20 protein-coding genes and 1 riboswitch are annotated in these 22,057 nt (G+C 36.5%); of the genes, 8 read left to right on the top strand and 12 right to left on the bottom strand.

Annotated elements, in window-relative coordinates; all coding sequences use genetic code 11:
• Nucleotides 1-2: 2 nt before the first annotated feature.
• Nucleotides 3-929, bottom strand: a complete 927-nt coding sequence (cyoA, locus tag Q4503_RS00360; RefSeq protein WP_215971681.1) for a ubiquinol oxidase subunit II — start codon at nucleotides 927-929, stop codon at nucleotides 3-5.
• Nucleotides 930-1,284: 355 nt separating this feature from the next.
• Complete coding sequence (locus tag Q4503_RS00355; protein ID WP_215971680.1) at nucleotides 1,285-1,695, bottom strand: hypothetical protein; 411 nt, start codon at nucleotides 1,693-1,695, stop codon at nucleotides 1,285-1,287.
• 440 nt (nucleotides 1,696-2,135) lie between these two features.
• On the opposite strand from Q4503_RS00355, the gene Q4503_RS00350 reads away from it, so the two are divergent.
• Nucleotides 2,136-4,130 carry a S9 family peptidase gene (locus Q4503_RS00350; protein WP_252727357.1) on the top strand — a complete coding sequence of 665 codons (1,995 nt, stop codon included), beginning with the start codon at nucleotides 2,136-2,138 and terminating at the stop codon, nucleotides 4,128-4,130.
• A gap of 248 nt (nucleotides 4,131-4,378) precedes the next feature.
• On the opposite strand, the gene Q4503_RS00345 is transcribed toward Q4503_RS00350, so the two are convergent.
• The gene (locus Q4503_RS00345; protein ID WP_215971678.1) at nucleotides 4,379-5,290 is read right to left on the bottom strand and encodes a LysR family transcriptional regulator; all 912 of its coding nucleotides are present in this window, start codon (nucleotides 5,288-5,290) and stop codon (nucleotides 4,379-4,381) included.
• Nucleotides 5,291-5,406: 116 nt separating this feature from the next.
• On the opposite strand from Q4503_RS00345, the gene Q4503_RS00340 reads away from it, so the two are divergent.
• Both Q4503_RS00340 and Q4503_RS00335 read left to right on the top strand, forming a co-directional pair.
• Nucleotides 5,407-5,838 (top strand): VOC family protein, encoded by a 432-nt coding sequence (locus Q4503_RS00340; RefSeq protein WP_215971677.1) that lies wholly within the window; start codon nucleotides 5,407-5,409, stop codon nucleotides 5,836-5,838.
• Entirely contained in the window at nucleotides 5,825-6,418 is a 594-nt protein-coding gene (locus Q4503_RS00335) for a glutathione S-transferase family protein (RefSeq protein WP_303601079.1), read from the top strand. The genes Q4503_RS00340 and Q4503_RS00335 overlap by 14 nt, the downstream gene beginning before the upstream one ends.
• Before the next feature lie 159 nt (nucleotides 6,419-6,577).
• Here Q4503_RS00335 and glmS read toward each other — a convergent pair whose 3' ends face one another.
• The 4 genes from glmS to glmU all read right to left on the bottom strand — a co-directional run bounded on the left by glmS (nucleotide 6,578) and on the right by glmU (nucleotide 11,915).
• Entirely contained in the window at nucleotides 6,578-8,410 is a 1,833-nt protein-coding gene (gene glmS, locus Q4503_RS00330) for a glutamine--fructose-6-phosphate transaminase (isomerizing) (protein WP_215971675.1), read from the bottom strand.
• An 18-nt stretch (nucleotides 8,411-8,428) separates the two neighbouring features.
• Nucleotides 8,429-9,199: a DeoR/GlpR family DNA-binding transcription regulator gene (locus Q4503_RS00325; RefSeq protein WP_215971674.1), complete on the bottom strand. Its 771-nt coding sequence runs from the start codon at nucleotides 9,197-9,199 to the stop codon at nucleotides 8,429-8,431.
• A gap of 533 nt (nucleotides 9,200-9,732) precedes the next feature.
• Nucleotides 9,733-10,485 carry an ABC transporter substrate-binding protein gene (locus Q4503_RS00320; protein ID WP_303601078.1) on the bottom strand — a complete coding sequence of 251 codons (753 nt, stop codon included), beginning with the start codon at nucleotides 10,483-10,485 and terminating at the stop codon, nucleotides 9,733-9,735.
• A gap of 59 nt (nucleotides 10,486-10,544) precedes the next feature.
• A complete protein-coding gene (glmU, locus tag Q4503_RS00315) occupies nucleotides 10,545-11,915 on the bottom strand; it encodes a bifunctional UDP-N-acetylglucosamine diphosphorylase/glucosamine-1-phosphate N-acetyltransferase GlmU (RefSeq protein WP_215971672.1) in 1,371 nt (456 codons plus the stop codon).
• 376 nt (nucleotides 11,916-12,291) lie between these two features.
• On the opposite strand from glmU, the gene Q4503_RS00310 reads away from it, so the two are divergent.
• Together Q4503_RS00310 and Q4503_RS00305 are read left to right on the top strand one after the other, a co-directional pair.
• Entirely contained in the window at nucleotides 12,292-13,227 is a 936-nt protein-coding gene (locus tag Q4503_RS00310) for a PhzF family phenazine biosynthesis protein (protein ID WP_215971671.1), read from the top strand.
• Nucleotides 13,228-13,382: 155 nt separating this feature from the next.
• Nucleotides 13,383-14,348: a DUF4862 family protein gene (locus Q4503_RS00305; protein ID WP_215971670.1), complete on the top strand. Its 966-nt coding sequence runs from the start codon at nucleotides 13,383-13,385 to the stop codon at nucleotides 14,346-14,348.
• A 75-nt stretch (nucleotides 14,349-14,423) separates the two neighbouring features.
• Here the strand turns inward: Q4503_RS00305 and cobO are convergent, their stop codons facing one another.
• Both cobO and Q4503_RS00295 read right to left on the bottom strand, forming a co-directional pair.
• On the bottom strand, nucleotides 14,424-15,074 hold the full coding sequence (cobO, locus tag Q4503_RS00300) for a cob(I)yrinic acid a,c-diamide adenosyltransferase (RefSeq protein WP_215971893.1): 651 nt from the start codon (nucleotides 15,072-15,074) through the stop codon (nucleotides 14,424-14,426).
• Between the two features lie 187 nt (nucleotides 15,075-15,261).
• A complete protein-coding gene (locus tag Q4503_RS00295) occupies nucleotides 15,262-15,609 on the bottom strand; it encodes a hypothetical protein (RefSeq protein WP_215971669.1) in 348 nt (115 codons plus the stop codon).
• Between the two features lie 268 nt (nucleotides 15,610-15,877).
• Nucleotides 15,878-16,123: riboswitch (cobalamin riboswitch) on the bottom strand.
• Between the two features lie 144 nt (nucleotides 16,124-16,267).
• Between Q4503_RS00295 and Q4503_RS00290 the strand changes: the two genes are divergently transcribed.
• From Q4503_RS00290 to cobD, 3 genes are all read left to right on the top strand, one after another.
• A complete protein-coding gene (locus Q4503_RS00290) occupies nucleotides 16,268-16,861 on the top strand; it encodes a histidine phosphatase family protein (protein WP_303601077.1) in 594 nt (197 codons plus the stop codon).
• A 7-nt stretch (nucleotides 16,862-16,868) separates the two neighbouring features.
• Nucleotides 16,869-17,879 (top strand): CobD/CbiB family cobalamin biosynthesis protein, encoded by a 1,011-nt coding sequence (locus Q4503_RS00285; RefSeq protein WP_303601076.1) that lies wholly within the window; start codon nucleotides 16,869-16,871, stop codon nucleotides 17,877-17,879.
• Nucleotides 17,880-17,979: 100 nt separating this feature from the next.
• On the top strand, nucleotides 17,980-19,032 hold the full coding sequence (cobD, locus tag Q4503_RS00280; RefSeq protein WP_303601075.1) for a threonine-phosphate decarboxylase CobD: 1,053 nt from the start codon (nucleotides 17,980-17,982) through the stop codon (nucleotides 19,030-19,032).
• A gap of 112 nt (nucleotides 19,033-19,144) precedes the next feature.
• On the opposite strand, the gene Q4503_RS00275 is transcribed toward cobD, so the two are convergent.
• The 3 genes from Q4503_RS00275 to Q4503_RS00265 are packed head-to-tail and all read right to left on the bottom strand — an operon-like array spanning nucleotide 19,145 to nucleotide 22,037.
• Entirely contained in the window at nucleotides 19,145-20,653 is a 1,509-nt protein-coding gene (locus Q4503_RS00275) for a cobyric acid synthase (RefSeq protein ID WP_303601074.1), read from the bottom strand.
• The gene (cobU, locus tag Q4503_RS00270) at nucleotides 20,650-21,222 is read right to left on the bottom strand and encodes a bifunctional adenosylcobinamide kinase/adenosylcobinamide-phosphate guanylyltransferase (RefSeq protein WP_215971664.1); all 573 of its coding nucleotides are present in this window, start codon (nucleotides 21,220-21,222) and stop codon (nucleotides 20,650-20,652) included. The genes Q4503_RS00275 and cobU overlap by 4 nt, the downstream gene beginning before the upstream one ends.
• Nucleotides 21,222-22,037, bottom strand: coding sequence for an adenosylcobinamide-GDP ribazoletransferase (locus Q4503_RS00265; RefSeq protein WP_303601073.1), 816 nt, complete (start codon nucleotides 22,035-22,037; stop codon nucleotides 21,222-21,224). The genes cobU and Q4503_RS00265 overlap by 1 nt, the downstream gene beginning before the upstream one ends.
• Between the last annotated feature and the right edge of the window lie 20 nt (nucleotides 22,038-22,057).

The raw sequence follows: 22,057 nt of genomic DNA, 5'->3' as shown, positions 1-22,057 counted from the left end.
AGTTATTCCTCGCCTTGAATGTGAGATGGTTGCACTGTGTTTTTATCAATTTTATGCTCCATTTTTTTCATACTTGCCATGTCTTTCATGCCTGACATGCCAGCCATATATTTCATAATAATGGTATGGAACAAGTCTTCTTCGACATCGCCATAGTAGCTTACAGGGTTGTTTTCACTGGCTTTAGCTAACTCATAATATTCAGCTTTCGTTAATGTGCTTTTCTGTGCTTTAACATCACTTACCCATTTATCAAAATCTGCTTGGGTAGGTGTGGCAATAGCATTAAACTTCATTCCAGAGAAACCGGCGCCGCTATAATTTGCAGAAAACCCTTTAAAAGTACCGGGTTCATTAGCAATTAAATGCAGCTTGGTTTCCATCCCTGCCATAGAGTAAATTTGACTACCCAATTGCGGAATAAAGAAAGAATTCATGGTGCTTTCTGACGTGATTTTGTATTCAACGGGGACATTAGCTGGAAAAACCAACTCATTCACCGTGGCAATACCTTGCTCGGGATAAATGAATAACCATTTCCAGTTTAACGAAACCACTTCAATGGTAATATGTTTACCATCTAGCGGCTTATAAGGGTCTAACCTATGAGTAGATTCCCAGGTTATGACACCTAAAATAATAACGATAATAATCGGAACAGCCCAAACGACAGCTTCAATTTTATTAGAGTGCGCCCATTTGGGAGCATAAACTTCATGGGTGCGTGTATCTTTATATTTCCAAGAAAAATATAAAGTCATCACAATAACGGGGATAACAACAAGTAACATAAGAACAGTGGCAATAATGATTAAGTTTTTTTCATCAATACCTACCTGCCCTTTCGGATCAAGCACTCCGCCTTCACAGCCTGACAATATCAGTACTATACTAGCTAAAGCTATATTACAAAGGTTTCGAATTAACAATGGAATATCCTACTAACACCAGTGCCATTAAATTATTGTCCACTTGTATTGATAAAAAAAACAAGGTTGCGTTGTTTATAATCACAATAGTTAGCTATCGTTAAATCAAACGCCTTACCTTGTTCTATGTTTTCATCGCACAACAAGAGCAAAAACTTAATATAAATGGTATAACCTAAATTCAAACAAGTTATTTTATTAAATAAAACAACAGCATAAGTTTTATTCTCGACGAATTTTAAGCAGCAGAAAATCCACTGTTAAAAGGTGAGAAAATATAATGAAGTAGTTGAAATACAGACATACTGCTGCAGATTAGAGCGCTAAACAGTTAACCAATAAAAGTCGTAATCAACTATTTATATAAAGGAGGTGCACGACAACCGTGCGTGTGTAAGCCTATAAAAGACTGTAAAGATTCGCTAAACGCAAAAGCTGTTTTACGTAAAACAATACCTGCCCTATGTGTAGGGAAGATAATAAAAAATAACCAATATAAACCAACGAGTAAACAACCGTTCATAGCTGGTTGCATAAAGAAATAAACAATATTCGTAAGAATTGACTCAGATAAAGCCCCTTCGTTGAATAAATAATTTAATTCCGATAGATCTTCAATAAAACCACAAAATAACATCATCGAACTGATGATTAAAATACTAAAAGCAGTAAATAGTCTTGCACTAAAAAAAACAACAGGCACACTCAATTGCAACTGACTTACAGTCGATTGAGTATTTGTATGCGGGTAGTTTTTACAGCTCAAACCTATAACCTTAATGGTGATCTAACTAGCTTACAATTCAGCAAGCCTTACTATAGTTTTTACTTATTATTAATGACATAAATCAATAAAAGTGTAATAAACTAGAATTTCGCCATTGTACCAAGGTTATTAAATAGTGACTAGTCTGTGGTAGCGCTATTTTGAGGTAGTTACATAAAAATGCACTTACGTGGTTTAATTGTTATTTATAAATCAATTTAAATAGCAACATCATAATAACGCATTGAGGTGTAAAGAAAATGTTTTTCTCTTTTCTCATAACAAAGGAGAATTTAATCATGCTAAGTAATTAACCTTTTAAAAATGTGTGTTCATCGCAACTAAGTATCTTTTTAATCATTGTTACTTGATAACATGGTAAGACTGTATAATAACAAGGAACAAAAATGAAAATCTTCTCTCCTCTAACGCTTTTAGCTATGGTCAGTTTTTCTGGCTTTGCTAGCCAACCTGAGTCCACACTGCAACTTGAAAATGTCTTTGATCTTGAATATGCCAATCAACTTGAAATGACTAATAACGGTAAAACCGTTTATTTTGTCCGTAACCGTATGGATATTAAAAGTGACCGTAAAGTCAGTAATATCTGGTCAGTAGATAGTGATTCGACATTATTACAACCGTTAACATCTGGCGTCCATATGGATTATTCGCCGGTACTTTCTCCTGATGAATCTCGCCTAGCTTTTATTTCCACACGAGACGGTAGTAGCCAAATTTATATCAAATGGCTAAAAACGGGCGCTGTTGCCAAAATAAGTAATTTAACCCAAAGCCCAAGCAACTTGCACTGGTCACCAAATGGTAAACAACTAATATTCAGTCAATTTGTACCTGCTAAAGCTGCTACGCCAGTTAACTTGCCTGGCAAACCTGAAGGGGCAGATTGGGCCGATCCAGCCAAATATATCGATGAAGTGTATTACCGTGCTGATGGCGGAGGCTATACTAAAGCAGGTTTTAGCCACTTATTTAGCATTGATGCAAATGGCGGTAATGCTCGTCAATTAACATCAGGCAACTTTAATCACGGTGGAGCTATTAGCTTTGCTGAAGATGGTAATAGTCTTTATTTCTCAGCAAATCGTCACGATGAATATAAACTTAAACCAACGAACTCTGAAATATACACATTGGATTTAACAAGCTTAACCATTACAGCTGTAACAGATAGAGTTGGCCCAGATAGCCAACCGAGAGTATCCCCTAATGGTCGCTATCTTGCCTATACAGGTTATGACGACAAGCGAACTAACTATGAAAATACTCAACTTTATATTCGTGATTTAAAGTCAGGTAAAACAACAAGTTTAACTACCGATTTTGACCGTAGTGTTGGCCAAATTAAATGGGCTGACGATTCCAAGGGGGTTTACTTTAGCTACGCCAGCGAAGGACAAACAGTACTTGCTTATCAACCACGTAATGGCAAACGCAAAGTGCTTACTGAGCGAATCGGCAGTGTTTCTTTTGGTCGTCCTTATTCAGGTGGTGACTTTGATGTAAGTGAAGATGGTGATGTGGCAATAACTTTTGCAGATACTCAACGCCCTGCTGATGTTGCTTTAGTTAAACGCGGTAAAACCCAACGTTTAACACATTTAAACGAAGATGCCTTAGGAAATAAGCAATTAGCAAAAGTTGAAGAAATTTGGCTTAAATCAAGCCATGACAGCCTGCCTATTCAAGGTTGGGTTGCGTATCCACCAGGGTTTGATAGCAAGAAAAAGTACCCGCTTATATTAGAGATTCATGGTGGACCGGTTGCTAATTATGGCCCGCACTTTAGTGCCGAAGTACAATTATTTGCAGCGAAAGGTAATGTTGTTTTATATATGAACCCACGCGGTAGTGATTCTTACGGTAAAGAATTTGCCCAAACCATTCATCATAATTACCCAAGTAACGATTTTGATGACTTAATGACGGGTGTTGATGCTTTAATTGCCAAAGGGTTTATTGATGAGTCTAACCTGTTTGTTACTGGTGGCTCTGGTGGCGGCGTACTAACAGCATGGATTGTTGGTCATACAGACCGTTTTGCTGCGGCAGTGGTTGCCAAACCTGTTATCAATTGGATCAGCTTTGTCTTAACGGCTGATTTCTATCCTTTCTTTGCTGATTATTGGTTCCCTGGTAAACCATGGGATCACATTGAACATTATATGAAACGCTCACCTATTAGCTATGTAGGGAATGTTAAAACTCCAACAATGTTATTGACTGGTGAGGCCGATTACCGCACACCTATTTCAGAAACAGAGCAATTTTATCAAGCATTAAAATTACAAGACGTTGATACTGCCATGGTACGCATTCCTGATGCTTCACATGGCATAACAAAACGACCGTCTAACTTAATGTCGAAAGTAGCTTATATTCAATGGTGGTTTGATAAACACAGTAATAAATAGCACTAATGATTTTGACAAGGGAATAACCATTCTCTTCAATCAATAATGCCTTGCCGATATGGATGTCGGTACTTAAGTTATGTTTGAAACGTATAACTTGTGCCTCTAAACCTTTTAACTCTCGCTAAGTGAGAAGAAACTTATTGGAATTGGTATAAGCCCCCCTTACACAGTGTTGTGAAAGGGGGTTTTTGAAAAGATATTAACTATTTATTTTTCAAATAGTTAACAACATAATCAATTATTAACTACGCAGTTAACGCACCAATTTTGCTTTTAAGTTTAGGTAATGCAAAAGCTAAAAAGCTTTTCATTTTTTGCGGCATATACTTTTTAGATTTATGTATTAAATGTACTGGCACAGTCTCAGGTTCAAATTCCGGTAAGATAATACTCAGTTCGCCGGTATCTACCGCGTCTTTAACTTGATAATGCAATTGTTGCGTTATCCCTACGCCATTTATCGCAGCGGAAACCGCAGATTCACTATCTGTAACGGTGAGTCTAGATGAAATATTTATATTAATATTCATTTGAGCATCAGGAAGGTAATAGCGCCAATGTGGAGGAGTATTTGCTGTGTTTAGTAAGATGCATGCAAAGTTAGATAAATCATAAGGCGATGATAATTGATTATGTTGCGCTAAAACTTGCTGATTTGCGCAGGTAACAATCCGAATCTTTCCCACTTGCGTTGCAATCATTGAGCTGTCAGGTAAAACGCCAATTCTAACGGCCATATCAACTTCATTTTCAAACAAGTTCATATTTCCATCTGATAAAATGAGCTGCACATTTATATTTGAATATAAAGACAGAAATTCAGTAACAATAGGCAATACATATTTTTTTCCAAACATAACCGGCGCAGTAATAACCAACTCACCTCTTGGCTCCAAATATTCACCTTTGACTTCACGCTCGGCTTCTTCAACCTGTTCAATAATCCTTTTACAGGCTCTAATATAGTCAGTGCCAGCAATAGTTAATGACAACTTTCGAGTTGTTCTATGTAGCACTCGCACACCAAGTTGATTTTCAAGTTCAGATACTTTCCGACTTAATGTAGGTAACGGCACATTCAATGCTTTGCTTGCAGCAGAGAAACTACCAAGCTCGACCACTTTAATTAACATTGTCATTGCTTGTAATCTATCCATCATTATCTCATTTATTGAAAATATCATTGTCAAATTTACAGTATTATCTTTTAAATAACAAAATGTCATAGTGGATCTATTAAAAATTAACCAAAAATCTTATAAACGGTTTACATATGATGAATTCACAAATTGCTATTGCCTATGACCATGTCGGAATTAGAGTGAGCAACAGACAACAATCTATTAAGTTTTATGAATCGCTAGGATTCAAAGAAACTTATCGTATTCCAGAGGCTGAAGCCAATGAAATGATGACCTCGGCTGGCGTTAGAATTAACCTTATTTTTAATGGCGCAACCACAAAAGATCGAAAAAATGTGCTGCTTGATGAGGCAATTAAACAACCAGGGATTACACATCCGGCATTCGTTATAAATGACATAAGTCAGTTTGAAAGCTGGTTATTAAAAGAAGGAATAGAAATCACTGAGGGGCCTAAAAAACTGGGTCCGAGAAGAATGACTTTGTTTATCCGTGATCCAGACGGCAATGTACTGGAATTTAACCAACTACTATCTGAGGAAAAAAACAATGAAATTATATGACTTAGAACTATCAGGCAACTGTTATAAAGTAAGATTATTTGCATCACTTATTAATGCTCCATTAGATATTGTACCTGTTGATTATCTTCAAGGAGAGCATAAAGGAGAAACGTTACTTAAACTAAACCCGTGGGGCGAAATTCCAATTCTAGAAGACGGTAATGTCGTATTAAGAGATGGCCAAGCTATATTAGTATATTTAGCGAATAAATATGGTGGTGAAGCATGGTGGCCTAGCGAAGCGCATTTACAAGCTGATGTTATGCAATGGCTATCAGTTGCAGCTAACGAAATACAACATGGGCCAAATACCTCTCGATTAATTGAAAAGTTTGGTGTTGAAAGCGACCTTGCTTTGTCGTTAGCACGTTCAACTCGAATATTAACGTTAATCAACAATCATCTTGCTGACAAAGATTGGTTAGCGGTAAATCGTCCAACAATTGCAGATTGTGCCATTTATCCTTATATTTCAATTGCACACGAAGGTGGTGTTTCAGTTGATGAATATACTCATATTAAAGCATGGATGAAGCGTTTAGAGCAGTTACCTGGTTATATATCGATGCCTGGTAATTAGCACAATAGGTGGTAGGTTCAATGTGAATTTTTGAAAATATTAGGAAGGAATATTGAATTTTCATAAATAAGCTTAAGCTATTCTACTTTATCAGAATAGCTTAAGCTGTATGATACTTTATTGTTGATTTACAAGGTTAAAATCACCCTAAATTCAAACTTATTCAACCGTAACCGATTTCGCTAAATTTCGAGGCTGATCAACGTCAGTACCTTTAATAATAGCAACATAATATGAAAGTAATTGCAGTGGTAAGGTATAAACAATCGGTGCGATTATGTCATCACAATGTGGTACGTTAATAACCTTCATCGTGTCGTCACTAGCAAAATGTGCATCGACATCAGCAAATACATACATTAAACCACCACGAGCACGTACTTCTTCTACGTTTGATTTTAATTTTTCAATTAAATCATTTTTCGGTGCAACAACAATAACTGGCATTTCAGCATCAATAAGGGCTAACGGGCCATGCTTAAGTTCACCAGCGGCATAAGCTTCTGCATGAATATAAGAAATCTCTTTGAGTTTAAGTGCACCTTCCATCGCAATTGGGTATTGATCACCACGACCTAAGAATAATGCATGTTGTTTATCTGCAAAATCTTCCGCAAGATCTTCAATTGAAGGCGCTAATGCTAATACTTCTTCAAGTTTGTTAGGTAAGGTTAATAGCGATTTAGCAATACTTTCTTGTTGTGCTACCGGCATACCGTGATGTTTACCTATCGCCAGCGTCATCATTAACAAACCAACAAGCTGAGTTGTAAATGCTTTCGTTGAAGCTACACCTATTTCAGCGCCAGCTTTTGTCATAAATGATAAATCTGATTCTCGAACTAACGATGAACCTGGTACGTTACAAATACTTAAACTTGATGTGTAGCCAATTTCTTTTGCTAAACGTAAAGCCGCTAATGTATCGGCTGTTTCACCTGATTGTGACAAGGTTACAATCATTGAGTTTTTAGGCACAAATGATTTACGGTATCTAAACTCACTCGCAATTTCGATATTACAAGAAATACCCGCAAGCTCTTCTAACCAATAACGTGCAACCATACCTGAATGGTAACTAGTACCACAGGCAATTATTTGTACGTGTTCAACATTTTTAAAAATGTCGTCAGCGCCATTACCAAAAGTTTCTATATTAAGTTCAGTTCCTAGTAAACGCCCTTCTAACGTATTTCTAATTGCTGAAGGTTGTTCATAAGTTTCTTTAAGCATGTAGTGACGGTATTCACCTTTATCACCACTATCATGGTTTACCGAAGCTTCTTTTGCTTCACGCTCGATTGGGTCGCCATTAGCATCAAATATATTAACGTTAAAACGAGTAACTTCAGCAACATCACCTTCTTCTAAAAAGGCAAATTTTCGAGTAACGGGTAATAAGGCCATCATATCTGAAGCAATGAAGTTTTCGCCTAAGCCATAACCTATCACTAATGGGCTACCTGAACGTGCAACAATAATACGATCTTTATCTGTACTATCCATCACAACAGTACCGTAGGCACCTTCAAGTTGTTGAACAGCTTTTTGTACTGCTGCTAATAACGTGTCACTCGTTTTTAGTTCATGATGAACTAAATGGCCAATAACTTCAGTATCAGTTTGAGAAATAAACTCGTACCCTAAACCTTGAAGTTGTTTACGTAATTCGTCATGATTTTCAATAATACCATTATGAACAACCGCGATGTTGCCACTAGAAAGGTGAGGGTGAGCATTTACTTCGCTTGGAGAGCCATGTGTTGCCCAACGGGTATGCGCAATACCTGTGCCACCAGATAACGGCGTTTCTTGTAAGGCTTGATCTAATTCCTGTACTTTACCTAAACGCTTAACACTGGTTAATTTGTTATGCTGATCTATGGTTGCAATTCCTGCTGAATCATAACCTCTGTACTCTAAACGTTTTAATCCTTCGACTAAAATATCAGCTACGTCACGTTGTGCTACTGCACCGACTATGCCACACATAGTTTATATCCTTTATTTTTAATTAGCTGACTTGGCGCATATTAAGTTTACGCCTTGAGCTATTAGCTGCAATCTTACTGATTCAGATAAATCATCATCAGTGATGAGGGTGTGTATTTGTTGCCATCCTAATTCTAAGTTAGGTATTTTTTTTGCTATTTTATATGATTCAATCATAACAATAACTTCACGGGAAACTTCTGCCATAACACGACTTAAGCCGGTTAATTCATTAAAAGTTGTTGTTCCACGATCTATATCTATGCCATCAGCACCAATAAATAGTTGATCAAAATCATAAGAGCGAAGCACTTGCTCTGCAACTTGTCCTTGAAAAGCTTCAGAGTTGGCGTCCCAAGTGCCGCCGGTCATCAATAAGGTAGGTTCATTTTCTAAGGCGTGAATTTCGTTAGCTATGCTAAGTGCATTCGTCATAACCACTAAACCTTTTTTACTTTCAAGTTCACCTACAAGAGCAGACGTAGTTTGACCACTATCAATAATAATACGGTTATGATCTCGAACAAGTGTTGCTGCATATTTAGCAATCGCTTTCTTTTGTAGAGAAAGTTTTTCACTTTTCGGTTCAGTAATCTCTCTAGGTAAAGCTATGGCTCCACCATAACGCCTTAATAACAAACCACTATTTTCTAGTGAAGCCAAATCTTTTCTAATAGAAACTTCTGAAATATCAAACTGCTTAGCCAAACTATCAACGCTCACTTCTCCGTTGATATTAAGTTCGGTAATAATGCTATGACGACGCTGTTGAGTATTTCTTTTAGACATGATGTATTAGATAAATTACCAGTTAACTTTCACTTTGAACGCTATTATCTTTCATTTCGAAACCTTTTGCAATTTATCCCCTAAAAAATAGACAATCTATTATTTACATGACATGCAATAAAAAACAAATGTTTTATGAATAATGAAGTGGTGATCGGGTGATTTAATACCAGTTTAATTAATTAAATGAACAATTTTATATGTAGAAAAAGTTGCCAAATACAACGCTTTTATTTCAATAACTAGTTGTTCTAATTATTAAATAAATAACGATGTAGTTAGTGATTTTAACAAGTAGAAATGATCACATCGTTAGTGAGATTGGTATAATTAGTAAAAGTTAACTATTTTTTAGGATAAACAAAGGGGTAAACTATACTGAACAAAAATTCTCTACAGCCCAAATATATAATGTTGTACTAGAGTAGATGAACTTCAGAAGTTTAAATGACAAGGCTTACAATTAAACATAAGAGCACTTACATTGGCGAATATTTGTTACCAACAGACTCTATTATTCAACCATAAATAAATTAATTAGCCAATAAATAGGCATATTCGGGTGTTTTTACGAACTTATCTGCCGCCTGTTGTAAGCGTTTAGCTATTGCCTTGTCTGTACCTTTATTCAAAGCAATATAGCTAGTACGCTGATTTTTCATCGTGATTTTTTTATAATGAATAGCTAAATTGGGCTTATTTATAGCCTCTAGCTGAACTCTTGCATTATTTGGATCGGTGTAAAGTAAATCAACTCGACCATTGGCTAATAGCTTAACCATTTGTTCACGTGAAGAAACAATATATAAATTCTTTTTTTCAGAAAAGCCAGCAGCAATAAGCTCTTTGTGCTCAGCAGAATTTAAAATTACCGCAATAAGCTTTTCCTTTGCTTGCTCTATAGTCTCAACATGGTTTTCAATATTACTTTCTAGAGAAATAAATACACGCGCAGGACGACTCACTTTAATTATCCAATAAAAGTTATCTTCCCGCTCTGGTGTTCTAATCATACTTAAGATAATTGTATTAGGATTACTTTCAGCGATTGAGAATGCTCGTGCCCATGGCATAAACGCAACATTAGCCTCAAGCTGTGCTTCGGCTAAAATTGCGTTAAGAATTCCAATCGTTGGGCCTTTATTTTCGCCTTCATCCTGATATTGAAGTAAAGGATTAATACTAGCAACAACCTGCAATTCAACCGGTATATCATCCTTTGCAACAGAATATAAAGGTTGAATAAAAAGTAAAAAAACAAACCATATGAAAATTTTTCGCGGCATAAATAACCTTGCTCAAGTATTATAAAGTGTCATTAGTTACATTAAGTACTAACGAGAAACTATTTTTTTACTGGTCGCTGCCAGTTTTGTATATTACGTTGTCTAGAACGTGCAACAGCTAAATCATTTTTATCAACTTCTTTCGCAATAACAGAGCCTGCGCCTACTGTTGCAGTTTCACCTATAGTAACAGGGGCAACTAAAGAACTATTCGAGCCAATAAAGGCATGATCATTGATAATAGTTTGCGCTTTATTTACACCGTCATAATTACAAGTAATGGTACCTGCACCTATATTAACTTTTTTACCAATAAGTGTGTCGCCAAGATAAGTTAAATGTCCGGCTTTACTGCCTTCACCCAACGTGGTTTTCTTCATTTCAACAAAGTTACCCACATGTGAGTCTTTATGCATTATTGTGCCTGGACGAATTCGCGCAAATGGACCTACTGAACAACTCTCACCAATAACAGCATCTTCAATAATGGTATTGGGTTTAATTTCAGCATTCTCATTAATGGTGCAATTTTTAAGAATACAGTTGGCACCAATTTTCACACCATTAGCGAGTTTTACTTCACCTTCAAAAATACAGTTAATATCAATATTTACTTCACTACCAACAGTTAAAGAGCCGCGAATATCAATACGAGCAGGATCACGTAAGCTTGCTCCTTCAATCATTAACTCTTCCGCCAAACGTGCTTGATAGGCACGCTCTAAAGAAGCTAGTTGTACTCGATTGTTCGCTCCTTCAACTTCAACTTCTGTTTCTGGGTGAGCGGTAGCAATCGACTTACCTTCATGATGTGCGGCAGCGATAATGTCAGTTAGATAATATTCACCTTGAGCATTTTCATTAGAAAGACCACTCAACCAACGCTTCAAATCTCCACCATTGGCTAACAAAATACCAGTATTAGCTTCATTAATCATTAGCTGTTCTGACGTTGCATCTTTTTGTTCTACTATACCAACCACTTGCTCATCAACACGTACAATACGACCATAACCTGTAGGGTTACTTAAGTGTACCGTTAACAGTGCCATGCCATCACTAGGTTTAGCGGCTAGTAGGCTTTCTAAAGTTGATACTTTCGTGAGGGGTACATCACCATATAAGACTAATACATCTTCATCGTCTGTTAAAAATGGCGAAGCCTGATCAACTGCATGGCCTGTGCCTAACTGTTCTTTCTGTTCAATGAAGGTTAAATCTTTCCCTGAGTCATTATCTGTTAATGTCGCTTTCAGTGTTTCGCCACCAAAACCATAAACAACATAAATATTTTTTGCGCCTAAGTAGCGTGCACTATCAATAACATGAGACACCATTGGCTTATCAGCGACAACATGGAGAACTTTAGGTAAAGAAGAGCGCATACGAGTACCTTTACCCGCAGCAAGAATAACGACAGAGAGAGACATGATAAATCCATTCAAGTAAATATATTGTGTATGCTTATTATTGTACCTATCTTTGCACTCGCTTTGCTATTAATTTTATTTAATGTGCTTTTTTTAAAATACAGAGAGTGATCTCCCTGCACAGCTTATGTGCGACTTTTCTTTTTATCGCCCCCTATGTAAGCATTATAGAAAACAAAATAATAACATACGAAAACATTAGTAATATAAAACAATAAGTTAACCTTTATTTAATAGCTTGGTATATTTTTTGCGACACCACTATCAATATTGAATATAGAGTGATGAACAAGATATGAATTTAAGAAGTAAATTGACTGGAGTAGACAATACGTCTGTATGCCATGCTGTTCTGCTTATCGCTTAAGGAAAAACGATGAACACATTAAATAATTATAAATACTTCATGGTTGATGTATTTACTGAGCAACCTTTTCATGGCGTGCCTTTACCTGTTTTTGCTGACGCCAGCGGTTTGTCTGATAGACAAATGCAACAAATTTCAACAGAGCTAAATGCAAGTTGTACTATTTTTTTACAAACGGCAGATAAAAATAATCGCCGAGAAATTCGCGTGTTTTCAAAAGAAAAAGAATTACCTTGTAGTGTTCATGCAATACAAGCGGCAAGTTATGTTTTAGCAAGCACAGCTATACCACTAATCGATAACCATAACCTTATTTCTTTTTCCTCAACCATGAAAGGACATGAAAAAATTATCAACAGTCATGTATCGAAAAATGATAACGGCGATATAGGTATTATTCAACAATCTTATAACACACATGCTGCGATAGATTATTACACACCAACAACTGAAGAATTAGCAGAAATGTTATCACTTAACCCTGCAGATATAGGCTTTGATAACTATCGTCCATTAATTGTTTCTTGCGGCATCCCTTATTTAATTGTGCCTATTATGTCTTACACTGCAATACGTGAAGCTAAATTCAATGAGGCCGCTTGGAGTAATTCTTCAGCACCGAGTTCGTTAGCACAGGAAATCCTGCTTTTCGCTAATAATACCGATGATAACTCAGCTGATTTTCATGCTCGTTTGCTAGGCCCTGCTTTTGCTCACCATGACGATCCTCCAATTGGCAGTGTAATTCCCGCTTTTGCTAGTCACATTTGTGATCATCCTCATATACAAAAAGGCACACATGTTTTTGGTATTCAAAGAGGTGACAATAATGGTCGTCAAAGTCACTTTTTCATTGAGATGGATAATAAGCAGAGTAAAGACTTAACCATACGTGTCGGTGGTTATGCTGTATTAGTGGGAGAAGGACAAATTCACGTTTCATAAAAGAACGGATTTTTTAATCGATAAGTAACTTACCCATTCCATTTCACAGCCTGGTTTTTACATGTGAAGCGGAATGGCTTTTTGCGATTGCAATTCAAAAAACCTAGTGCTATAACGAATAACTTTTCTAAAATGCACAGACTACATTAATCAATATGAAATATATTATTGGCGCTTATGCTACCGCTCCTTCGGGCAATGCTTGGGACAAAAATGAAGAAACAGATTACTACCAACAATTAAAAAACATTAAAAGCATTCAAGGTCTAGAACACCCATTTACTGGCCAGTTACATACCCATGACGATGATTGGTTTTTAGCAAATATTGATCCTCAGTGGCAATTTGTATTTACTTCTATCCCTGGTGTAATGGGCAACCTTGGAAAGAATCCTCATTTCGGTATTGCCTCAAATAATGAGGAAGGTCGATTAGCTGCCATCGCGTTTTATCAACAAGCACAACAAGCCATAGTAAAACTAAACGCACATTTGAACAGGGAAGCAGTACCTTTCATTAAAATTCATACCGCTCCCACAATCACTGCTGATGCACAATCCTCTATTCAAGCATTACAAACATCTCTTGAAACCATGCAATCTTGGAATTGGCAAGGTGCAAAACTTGTAATTGAACACTGTGATGCTTACGTTGAAGGTCAAGCTTCTCAAAAAGGCTTTATGTTACTAGAAGATGAAATTACAGCTATTCAAAATGTTAATAGTAAACATAATACCGATATTGGTATTAGCATAAATTGGGGACGATCTGCGATTGAAACACGTAGTGTTGAAGGTCCGATTCAACATATTAAACAAGCTTATGATTGTGGTTTATTAAAAGGTATTATTTTTTCTGGCGCTTCAGGTGTTGAAGGACCTTATGGTCAATGGCGAGATACTCATATGCCTCATGAGCAGGCGATTGATGTACCAAGTTACGCTAAGGGGTCAGCCTTAACAATTAATGAAATTAAACGCTCTTTAGAACAGTGTCCGTACGAAAAACTTGATTTTCTTGGCGGGAAAATAGCGATACGCCCAAATGAAGCAAGTGTAGATGAACGTGTTTCTTATATAACAAGTTTACTTTCGTTACTTGATAAAGTGACTAGTAAATAAGTTTTTACCCACGAGCAGTAATGGGCAATAACTCAAACGTGTTAAATAAATTAACACGTTTTTATTAAGCAAACCTTACCAATCAAGTCCTTTCTGAGCCTTTACCCCTGCTTTAAAGGCATGTTTAATAGGTTGAACCTCTGAAACAGTATCAGCTAATTCAATAAGTTTACGATGACAAGCTCTACCGGTAATAATCACATGCTGCATTTTAGGCCTGTTATTAAGTACTTCAATAATTTCATCTAATTCAATGTAGCCATACTTAACCATGTAGGTCATTTCATCGAGTAGCACAATATTAAGGGTTTCATCACTCAACATTTCTTTACTTCTTTGCCAAGCTACTTTTGCTGCGATAGTATCCGTTTCTGTACTTTGGGTTTCCCACGTAAACCCAGTCCCCATAACATAATGCTGCACAGGAAATTGTTTCAGAATGTTCATTTCCCCACATTCCCACTTATCGCCTTTAATAAACTGTACTACACCTGCTTTTTGACCATGACCAATCGCACGTAATACAGTACCAAAACCAGAAGTACTTTTACCTTTACCATTACCTGTGATTACAACAAAAACCCCGCGTTCTTCGGTCGCTTGAGCAATACGATTATCAACTTTTGCTTTAATTTTTTTCTGACGTTCAATATGTTTTTGCTCTTTAATTTGTGCAGCTTCATCTTGTTGTTGAAGCCTATTATCATTTTGCTGATTTTCATTAATATCTGTCACAGTTTTTCTCACTTACAGTTTATTTGTCGCATATTTTTCATATAACGATTATTTTTCATATAACGATTATTAATCATTACTGATTGAGTTCCTTCTACAACAGTTTATTGATTCGCTTAAAAGTAACGAGTTTTCTCAAGAATAATTAATGATAAACTCAGGTTACTTGGTAAATACACTAATGCTTATGGTTAGCAATAACGCTCGTATTTAACTCCTTATTGGTAAATAAATGGTTTATTGTAAAATCAATGACGATGGCTGAAATAATATAAAAAACAGGATTAGAGACGGACTTAAAATAATACTTATCAACCCGTGTTTCATATTCTGCCCATGATAATTCAGCAAACTTACCAGATAACGTGTAATAATCACCATTTGAAGTAAAAAAGGCAATTGATGCACTGGGTAAATGATTAAAATTAGAGAAATGATGGGTGCGCGTAGCAAGCATTAACAAGGTTAATACTGAAAATACTGCCATAAATATATTCAAATGGAATTTTTGATTCATTAACTTCATAACGATCTCGTTAAATAGATAGTTAACAGTGTTGGAAATCAAAGGCAGTAAATGATAAAAGAATAGTTATTCTGTGTTAGTAGCAAAAAAATCCGTAAAAATAAGTGATTAGCTCAAACAAACAGTAATAGATTCCTTAGGCTGCAATTTAGAAAAATCATGTTAAATATTACAAATTTCAGCACATATACTTATCTCTGAATCACCGCCCACCGCAGTTGTCGAGTATGCTATTTATATAAGTAAACACAGATATAATATTATAAGTGATAAATAACATTGATTAGGCCGGTCTCCGGACTTCTGATCATTGCATTTGCAACACCTTCCCATACATCACTAATTTAATATTCTACTTAGCGATTCAATACAGTGGTTTTTGTTGCTGCTCACAGTTACCGTTGCGGGGGCAGTACTGGTATTTCACCAGTTTCACGTTTCACCTTCAGAGCGTTATTATTTTGTTAAACACATCAAAATAACGTGTGAAGACACCTAAATCGAACCAGATAATACGTCATAAATACATGCTATTCAATAACTAACAAAACTAGTTCCAAACATATTAGCGTTGAACCTAAACGGTGATTTAGTTACTCTACGCGCCCTTTCAAATGATGATAAATGTCATCATTGATGTTATTAGTATTAAAAACAGATGAAAACAAACTTATATTTAGCGCGTCACGGACAAACGAAATGGAATGAAATCCAGCGTTATCAAGGACAATTAGACAGTGAACTAACGCATTTAGGTAAGGAACAGTCTAAAAAACTTGCACAAAATATTGTTAATAAAGAAATAGACTTTATTATTTCGTCCTCCCTTGGTCGTGCAGTTAATACAGCTATTAGCTGTCAAAAGCTATTAAATATCCCTATTATTAACCTAAATGACATAACCGAACGAAACTTAGGTCAATGGCAAGGTGCTTATATAAGCAACATTAAAAACGAAGTACATTTTGACGAAATTTTCCACCAATTTACCGCACTGAAACCTATAGGTGGTGAAAGCGCCATAGACTGTGGGACACGCATTTATAATGCATTACAAAGACTCGCGATCCATAATGTAAATAAAAATTTATTGGTTATTTTTCATGGTGAAGCGTTGCGCTGTTTTTTAGCGAAGCTAGGTCAGCAATCAACACAAAATGCTTATGAATTATTCGACAATGGCTCTATCTTTCATTTAACCTATAATCATAACGATAAAAATTTTCACTCTGAAACAGTAACAGCGAAATAAAATAACAATGTCGTGGATAGAAAATATAAATAACCAAGCAATGTTATTAGCGCCTTATTTTGCTACGTCATTAACTATTTTATTAGCTTTACTGCTTGATAATATCTTAGGCGAAGCTAAAAAGTACCATTATCTTGTTGGTTTTGGCTGGCTTGCAGATAAAATAGAGTCTGTACTTAATCATAACAACATCCAACAAAACTCACTGACTACGGCTAAAACTGCACCGTTAAAAATAAAACTATTAGGTACGCTTTCTTGGTGTTTATTGGTATTGCCGCTTCCCATTGTTTACTTTCTATTTATTAATGATTTAGCATGGTATTGGCAAATATTGCTCGATGCCAGTGTACTTTATTTGGCGATTGGTCTTAATAGTTTACAACAACATGCGATGCAGATTTACATCCCTTTGAAATCAGAAGATATTGTAAAAGCTCGCCACTTTACCGGTTACATTGTTAGTAGAGAAACTAACGCTCTTTCACCACAAGCAATGTCGAGAGCAACGGTAGAATCTATGCTCGAAAATGGACATGATTCAGTTATCGCTTCAATGGTTTATTATATTATAGGCGGTGCGCCATTAGTTATTTTGCATCGTTTAGCTAATACACTCGATGCCATGTGGGGTTATAAAACGTCTCGTTTTAATCATTTTGGCTATGCCAGTGCTAAGCTTGATGACTTACTCGGATTCTTTTCAGCAAAAATTTGTACCCTACTGTATTCAATACAAGGTGATGTTAAACAATCTGTTACCAATGCCTATCAGCAAGGTAATCAATATAAAAGTCATAATGGTGGCTGGGTAATGGCAGCCGGCGCTACTGTGATGAAGATAACACTGGGCGGTAATGCTTTTTATCATGGAAAAGTAATAACCTCACCCACATTAGGTTTAGGCAACTCGGTCAGCATCGAGGATATACCTCGCAGTATAACGCTAGTAAAACGGGCAGCTATTACATTAGCTTTATTAACTTTTTTCTATCAACTAGTTTGTTATCTTCTATAAAGTTAACAGTATGATTAGTGCTGTTAACTTTATAGAAGATAATAGGTTAGTTAACATGGCTTTTAATATTCAAATTTATTAAATTTTAGGTGAACCAATTTTGGCTCTTATTCATGGTGGACAGCTACAATTAGTGGCTAAGCAATTTAATATTGCTCCTGAAAGCTGGTTAGATTTATCTACAGGTATAGCACCATTTAGCTACCCTATTCCAACAATCCCAGCACAACTATATCAGGCATTACCACAATCAAATATCAACTTAGAATACGCAGCTAAACGTTATTACAATGCTAACAGCTTGCTAGTAACCAATGGCAGCCAAGCGATAATAAAACTTTTACCTGTGTTATGGCGTGAAGAAAACAAACATTCCACTATCGTATACTTACCCGAGCAAGGCTATAAAGAACATGCCTTAGCCTGGCAAACCGCAGGCTTTACATTATGTTGGTATCAAGACACTTTACCTGAAATTAATACAATTGAAGAAAATTCAGTTTTAGTGGTAATTAACCCGAACAACCCAACGGGGCAACTCTACCCAAAATCTACGCTACTCAACTATCAAAGAAAATTAGCTCAACGCAATGGTTTATTCATTATTGATGAAGCCTTTATTGATGTAATAAGCCCCACTCAATCAATGACAAGCGCCGGCAGTAAATATGATGAAAACACGTTGATATTACGCTCATTTGGCAAGTTTTTTGGTTTAGCCGGTATTCGTATTGGTTTTTTAATTGGTGCCGAGCCTTGGTTAGCAAAATTTAACGAACAACTTGGCCCTTGGCAAGTTAATGGCCCTGCACAGCTTATAGCGCAAAAAGCATTAGAAGATAAACACTGGCAAACACAGCAGCAACAAACACTAAAAACGTTAAGTACACATTTACGGACATTACTCACTGACAATTTACCAATGGAACAGATAACGACTATCTCTGGCACTGATCTATTTCAAACGGTTTATTTTAAAGAAAATCATAACGGTAAAAGCCGCGCTGAAAGCTACTATATAACCTTATGCAAACAAGGTGTTTATGTGCGGTTAACTGATGATAAACGGGCATTAAGGTTTGGTATAGCCAAGATTGAAGAGCTTACACGGTTGGCTAATGCTTTGCTTAATATAAATAACGAATACGCTTAGTTGTTACAGAACCAACTCGAATATCATCAAATAACACCAAAGTGTGGCGTCTCTGAATACACTTAACGAAGCGTATTAATTCTTATAAATTTCATGTTGATAGTGAAAGCTGTTATGGGGGGTTACCAGTGGTAACACCCGCTTTTAAAATTTGTTCGATATCATCCATATGCAAGTATTGCTCGCATATCCCAGCTAAACGTTCTAATTGAGTTTCTCTATGTTGATTAATATCAATAACAGACTGTACACCATGATCTTGTTTAACCCACTGCAATATCGCGCTAGTTACTGCTCCGTGATCAAAAATGCCATGTAAATAGGTTGCTACAATTTGATTATCTGTTGAGATAAAACCATCTGTACTTAGCGCACCTACAGACAAATCACTTATTAAGGGTTTTTTAAGTGCTTCACCTTGTGAATGACCACAATGAATTTCATAGCCCAAAACCTCACAAGAAGCGCCAGCTAGGGTGAGTGTGCCAGAAACCTGTGTTAAGGTTTTTTCTGCGGTTAACGTCGTGGTAAAATCAGCTAATCCTAAGCCTGAAATAGCTCTTTCGCCATTTTCTTCAGCTGTTGATTCAATCGCAAGTGGATCCAATATTTTATTACCTAGCATTTGAAACCCACCACAAATACCGAGCACTTTACCGCCATATCTTAAATGACGATTAATATCCTCTTGCCAGCCTTGAGCTTTTAAAAATGCTAAGTCTGAAATCACATTTTTACTGCCCGGTAAAATAACTAAATCGCAATTGTCTATCCGTTCACCCATTTTGACATAACGTAAATCTATTTCAGGGTTTAACCTTAATGGGTCAAAATCAGTATGATTACTAATATGCGGCAATAGAGGTACCGCAATAGAAATTTTACTTTGACTCACTTTATTATCAAGAGCAATCGCATCTTCAGCATCAAGCGCTAAATCATGTAAATAAGGCAAAACACCTAAAACAGGCTTACCAGTACGTTCTTCAAGCCAAGTTAAACCTGATTCTAGTAACTTAATATCACCGCGAAAACGATTAATAATAAAACCTTTTACCCGTGCTTGCTCTGACGCTGACAATAATGCTAACGTCCCTACTAAATGAGCAAAAACTCCACCACGATCAATATCAGCGACTAAAATAACAGGACAATCTACTTTTTCAGCGTAGCCCATATTGGCAATGTCATGTTCGCGCAAATTAATTTCAGCCGGACTACCTGCACCTTCCACCATTAACACATCAAACTCTTGTGCAAGCCGATAATGAGATTCAACCACTGCATTCATCGCCACTTTTTTATAGTCGTGATAGCTGGTCGCTTCCATATTTGAAAGTGCCTTACCGTGTACAATAACTTGCGCACCAGTATCACTATTTGGCTTTAATAAAATAGGATTAAAATCAACACGCGGTGCAATATTAGCAGCAATAGCTTGTAATGCTTGTGCTCGTCCAATTTCGCCGCCATCTTCTGTTACCGCACTATTTAGCGCCATATTTTGAGGTTTAAAAGGCGCAACACTAAAACCTCTATTCACAAAAACACGACAAAGCCCTGCCACTACCGTACTTTTACCGGCATCAGAAGTAGTGCCTTGTATCATTAAGGTTTTCATTTGTACTCCTTCGGCTTAAGCGATAGAGGAATCCCCGCCATAATAAAATCGACTCGCTCAGCTATTACAGCGATTTCTTGATGTAACCAACCCGCTTGATCAACAAAATTTCGTGAAAGCTCTCCCATAGGTACAATGCCATGACCAACTTCATTACTAACAAGCAGTAAATGCACCTCACTTGATTGTGCATAATGAGATAAAGTTTTAAGTAACGCTTGTTTTTCTTGTTGAAAACAATCTTTTTCAGCTGAACATAAGCAATTTGTTAACCATAAGGTAAGGCAATCAACTAATATTGTTATCCCATGTTTGTGTTCGCTGTTATGTTTTTTTACTAACTGCTCAATCGCTTTGGCTAGTTCAATAGAGGATTCAATTAACAACCAATGAGCAGGTCTTTGTTGTTGGTGTTGCTTGATACGCGCTAACATTTCACCATCTAACGGCTGAGCTGTTGCTAGATAATAAACCTGTGACTGAGTGTTACTTTCAAGGAGCTTAGCTTGCTTTTCGGCAAATGAACTTTTACCAGAGCGAGCACCGCCTAAAATCAAATGAATAGACATTAGCTAATAACTCCTGAACCTGTACTTAACATGACATCACCATAGCCAAACACCAATAATGTTAAATAAATAACAATTTCGCTACTTTGCTGGGCTGCGCCTAAACAATCACCGGTATAACCACTAAGTTGCTTATTAAACCAAAATGCTAATAAAGCTCTAAAAATAAATAAAATAACGAACAATAAAATACATTCGCCCAAAGGAAGAAACCATAAACTCACTATCAATCCAGTGGCAAGCAACGCCATTAAACTTGTGTTCGATAAATACTGAGCTAGCGGTTTAACTTTTGATGTAGCATCAAGGGAGACATAAGACATATCATAAATTAAACTGGTGGCAACTACGCGACTTAAGGTATTTGCTAAAATAAGCGCAATAACAGGCGATGCAAGCGAAATTAAACTTTGATATTTTAGAAATAAAATAATAAATAACGCTGCGGCACCATAAGTTCCTAAGCGACTATCTTTCATAATATTCAGTTTTTGCTCAATGCTCCAACCACCACCAAAGCCATCCCAAACATCTGCCCAGCCATCTTCATGAAAAGCGCCAGTTACTAATAAACTTGCAGCCATAGCAATAAGCACGGCAATTTCTTTTGGTAAATATTCAACGGAAATAGCATAAATTAACGAACAAAGGATACCAACCAAAAGACCAACTACGGCAAAATAGCGACTAGATTGATTAAGTTGCTCTGCACTAATTTCAGCAGGTAATCGAACAGGTATGCGCGTGAAAAAACTAACGGCCAATAACAATAGCGTTAATTGAGGTTTTATTTTCTGATGTAAATTTTGAGTCATTTTATGCTCAAGTTTATGCG

Origin of the sequence: Colwellia sp. 6_MG-2023, from assembly GCF_030547765.1 — a bacterium.
In the GTDB taxonomy this organism is placed as follows: domain Bacteria; phylum Pseudomonadota; class Gammaproteobacteria; order Enterobacterales; family Alteromonadaceae; genus Colwellia.
The sequence above is the reverse complement of the archived record's forward strand: the minus strand, read 5'-3'. Positions and strand labels throughout refer to the sequence as shown.

Coding starts and splice junctions, on each gene's coding strand:
- Q4503_RS00320 (WP_303601078.1), bottom strand. CDS start 10,485: ATGCCGCGAAAAATTTTCATATGGTTTGTTTTTTTACTTTTTATTCAA.
- Q4503_RS00350 (WP_252727357.1), top strand. CDS start 2,136: ATGGTCAGTTTTTCTGGCTTTGCTAGCCAACCTGAGTCCACACTGCAA.
- cobU (WP_215971664.1), bottom strand. CDS start 21,222: ATGTCTATTCATTTGATTTTAGGCGGTGCTCGCTCTGGTAAAAGTTCA.
- Q4503_RS00275 (WP_303601074.1), bottom strand. CDS start 20,653: ATGAAAACCTTAATGATACAAGGCACTACTTCTGATGCCGGTAAAAGT.
- Q4503_RS00310 (WP_215971671.1), top strand. CDS start 12,292: ATGAACACATTAAATAATTATAAATACTTCATGGTTGATGTATTTACT.
- Q4503_RS00290 (WP_303601077.1), top strand. CDS start 16,268: ATGAAAACAAACTTATATTTAGCGCGTCACGGACAAACGAAATGGAAT.
- Q4503_RS00305 (WP_215971670.1), top strand. CDS start 13,383: ATGAAATATATTATTGGCGCTTATGCTACCGCTCCTTCGGGCAATGCT.
- Q4503_RS00345 (WP_215971678.1), bottom strand. CDS start 5,290: ATGGATAGATTACAAGCAATGACAATGTTAATTAAAGTGGTCGAGCTT.
- glmS (WP_215971675.1), bottom strand. CDS start 8,410: ATGTGTGGCATAGTCGGTGCAGTAGCACAACGTGACGTAGCTGATATT.
- Q4503_RS00295 (WP_215971669.1), bottom strand. CDS start 15,609: ATGAAGTTAATGAATCAAAAATTCCATTTGAATATATTTATGGCAGTA.
- Q4503_RS00335 (WP_303601079.1), top strand. CDS start 5,825: ATGAAATTATATGACTTAGAACTATCAGGCAACTGTTATAAAGTAAGA.
- Q4503_RS00265 (WP_303601073.1), bottom strand. CDS start 22,037: ATGACTCAAAATTTACATCAGAAAATAAAACCTCAATTAACGCTATTG.
- Q4503_RS00340 (WP_215971677.1), top strand. CDS start 5,407: ATGATGAATTCACAAATTGCTATTGCCTATGACCATGTCGGAATTAGA.
- glmU (WP_215971672.1), bottom strand. CDS start 11,915: ATGTCTCTCTCTGTCGTTATTCTTGCTGCGGGTAAAGGTACTCGTATG.
- Q4503_RS00285 (WP_303601076.1), top strand. CDS start 16,869: ATGTCGTGGATAGAAAATATAAATAACCAAGCAATGTTATTAGCGCCT.
- Q4503_RS00325 (WP_215971674.1), bottom strand. CDS start 9,199: ATGTCTAAAAGAAATACTCAACAGCGTCGTCATAGCATTATTACCGAA.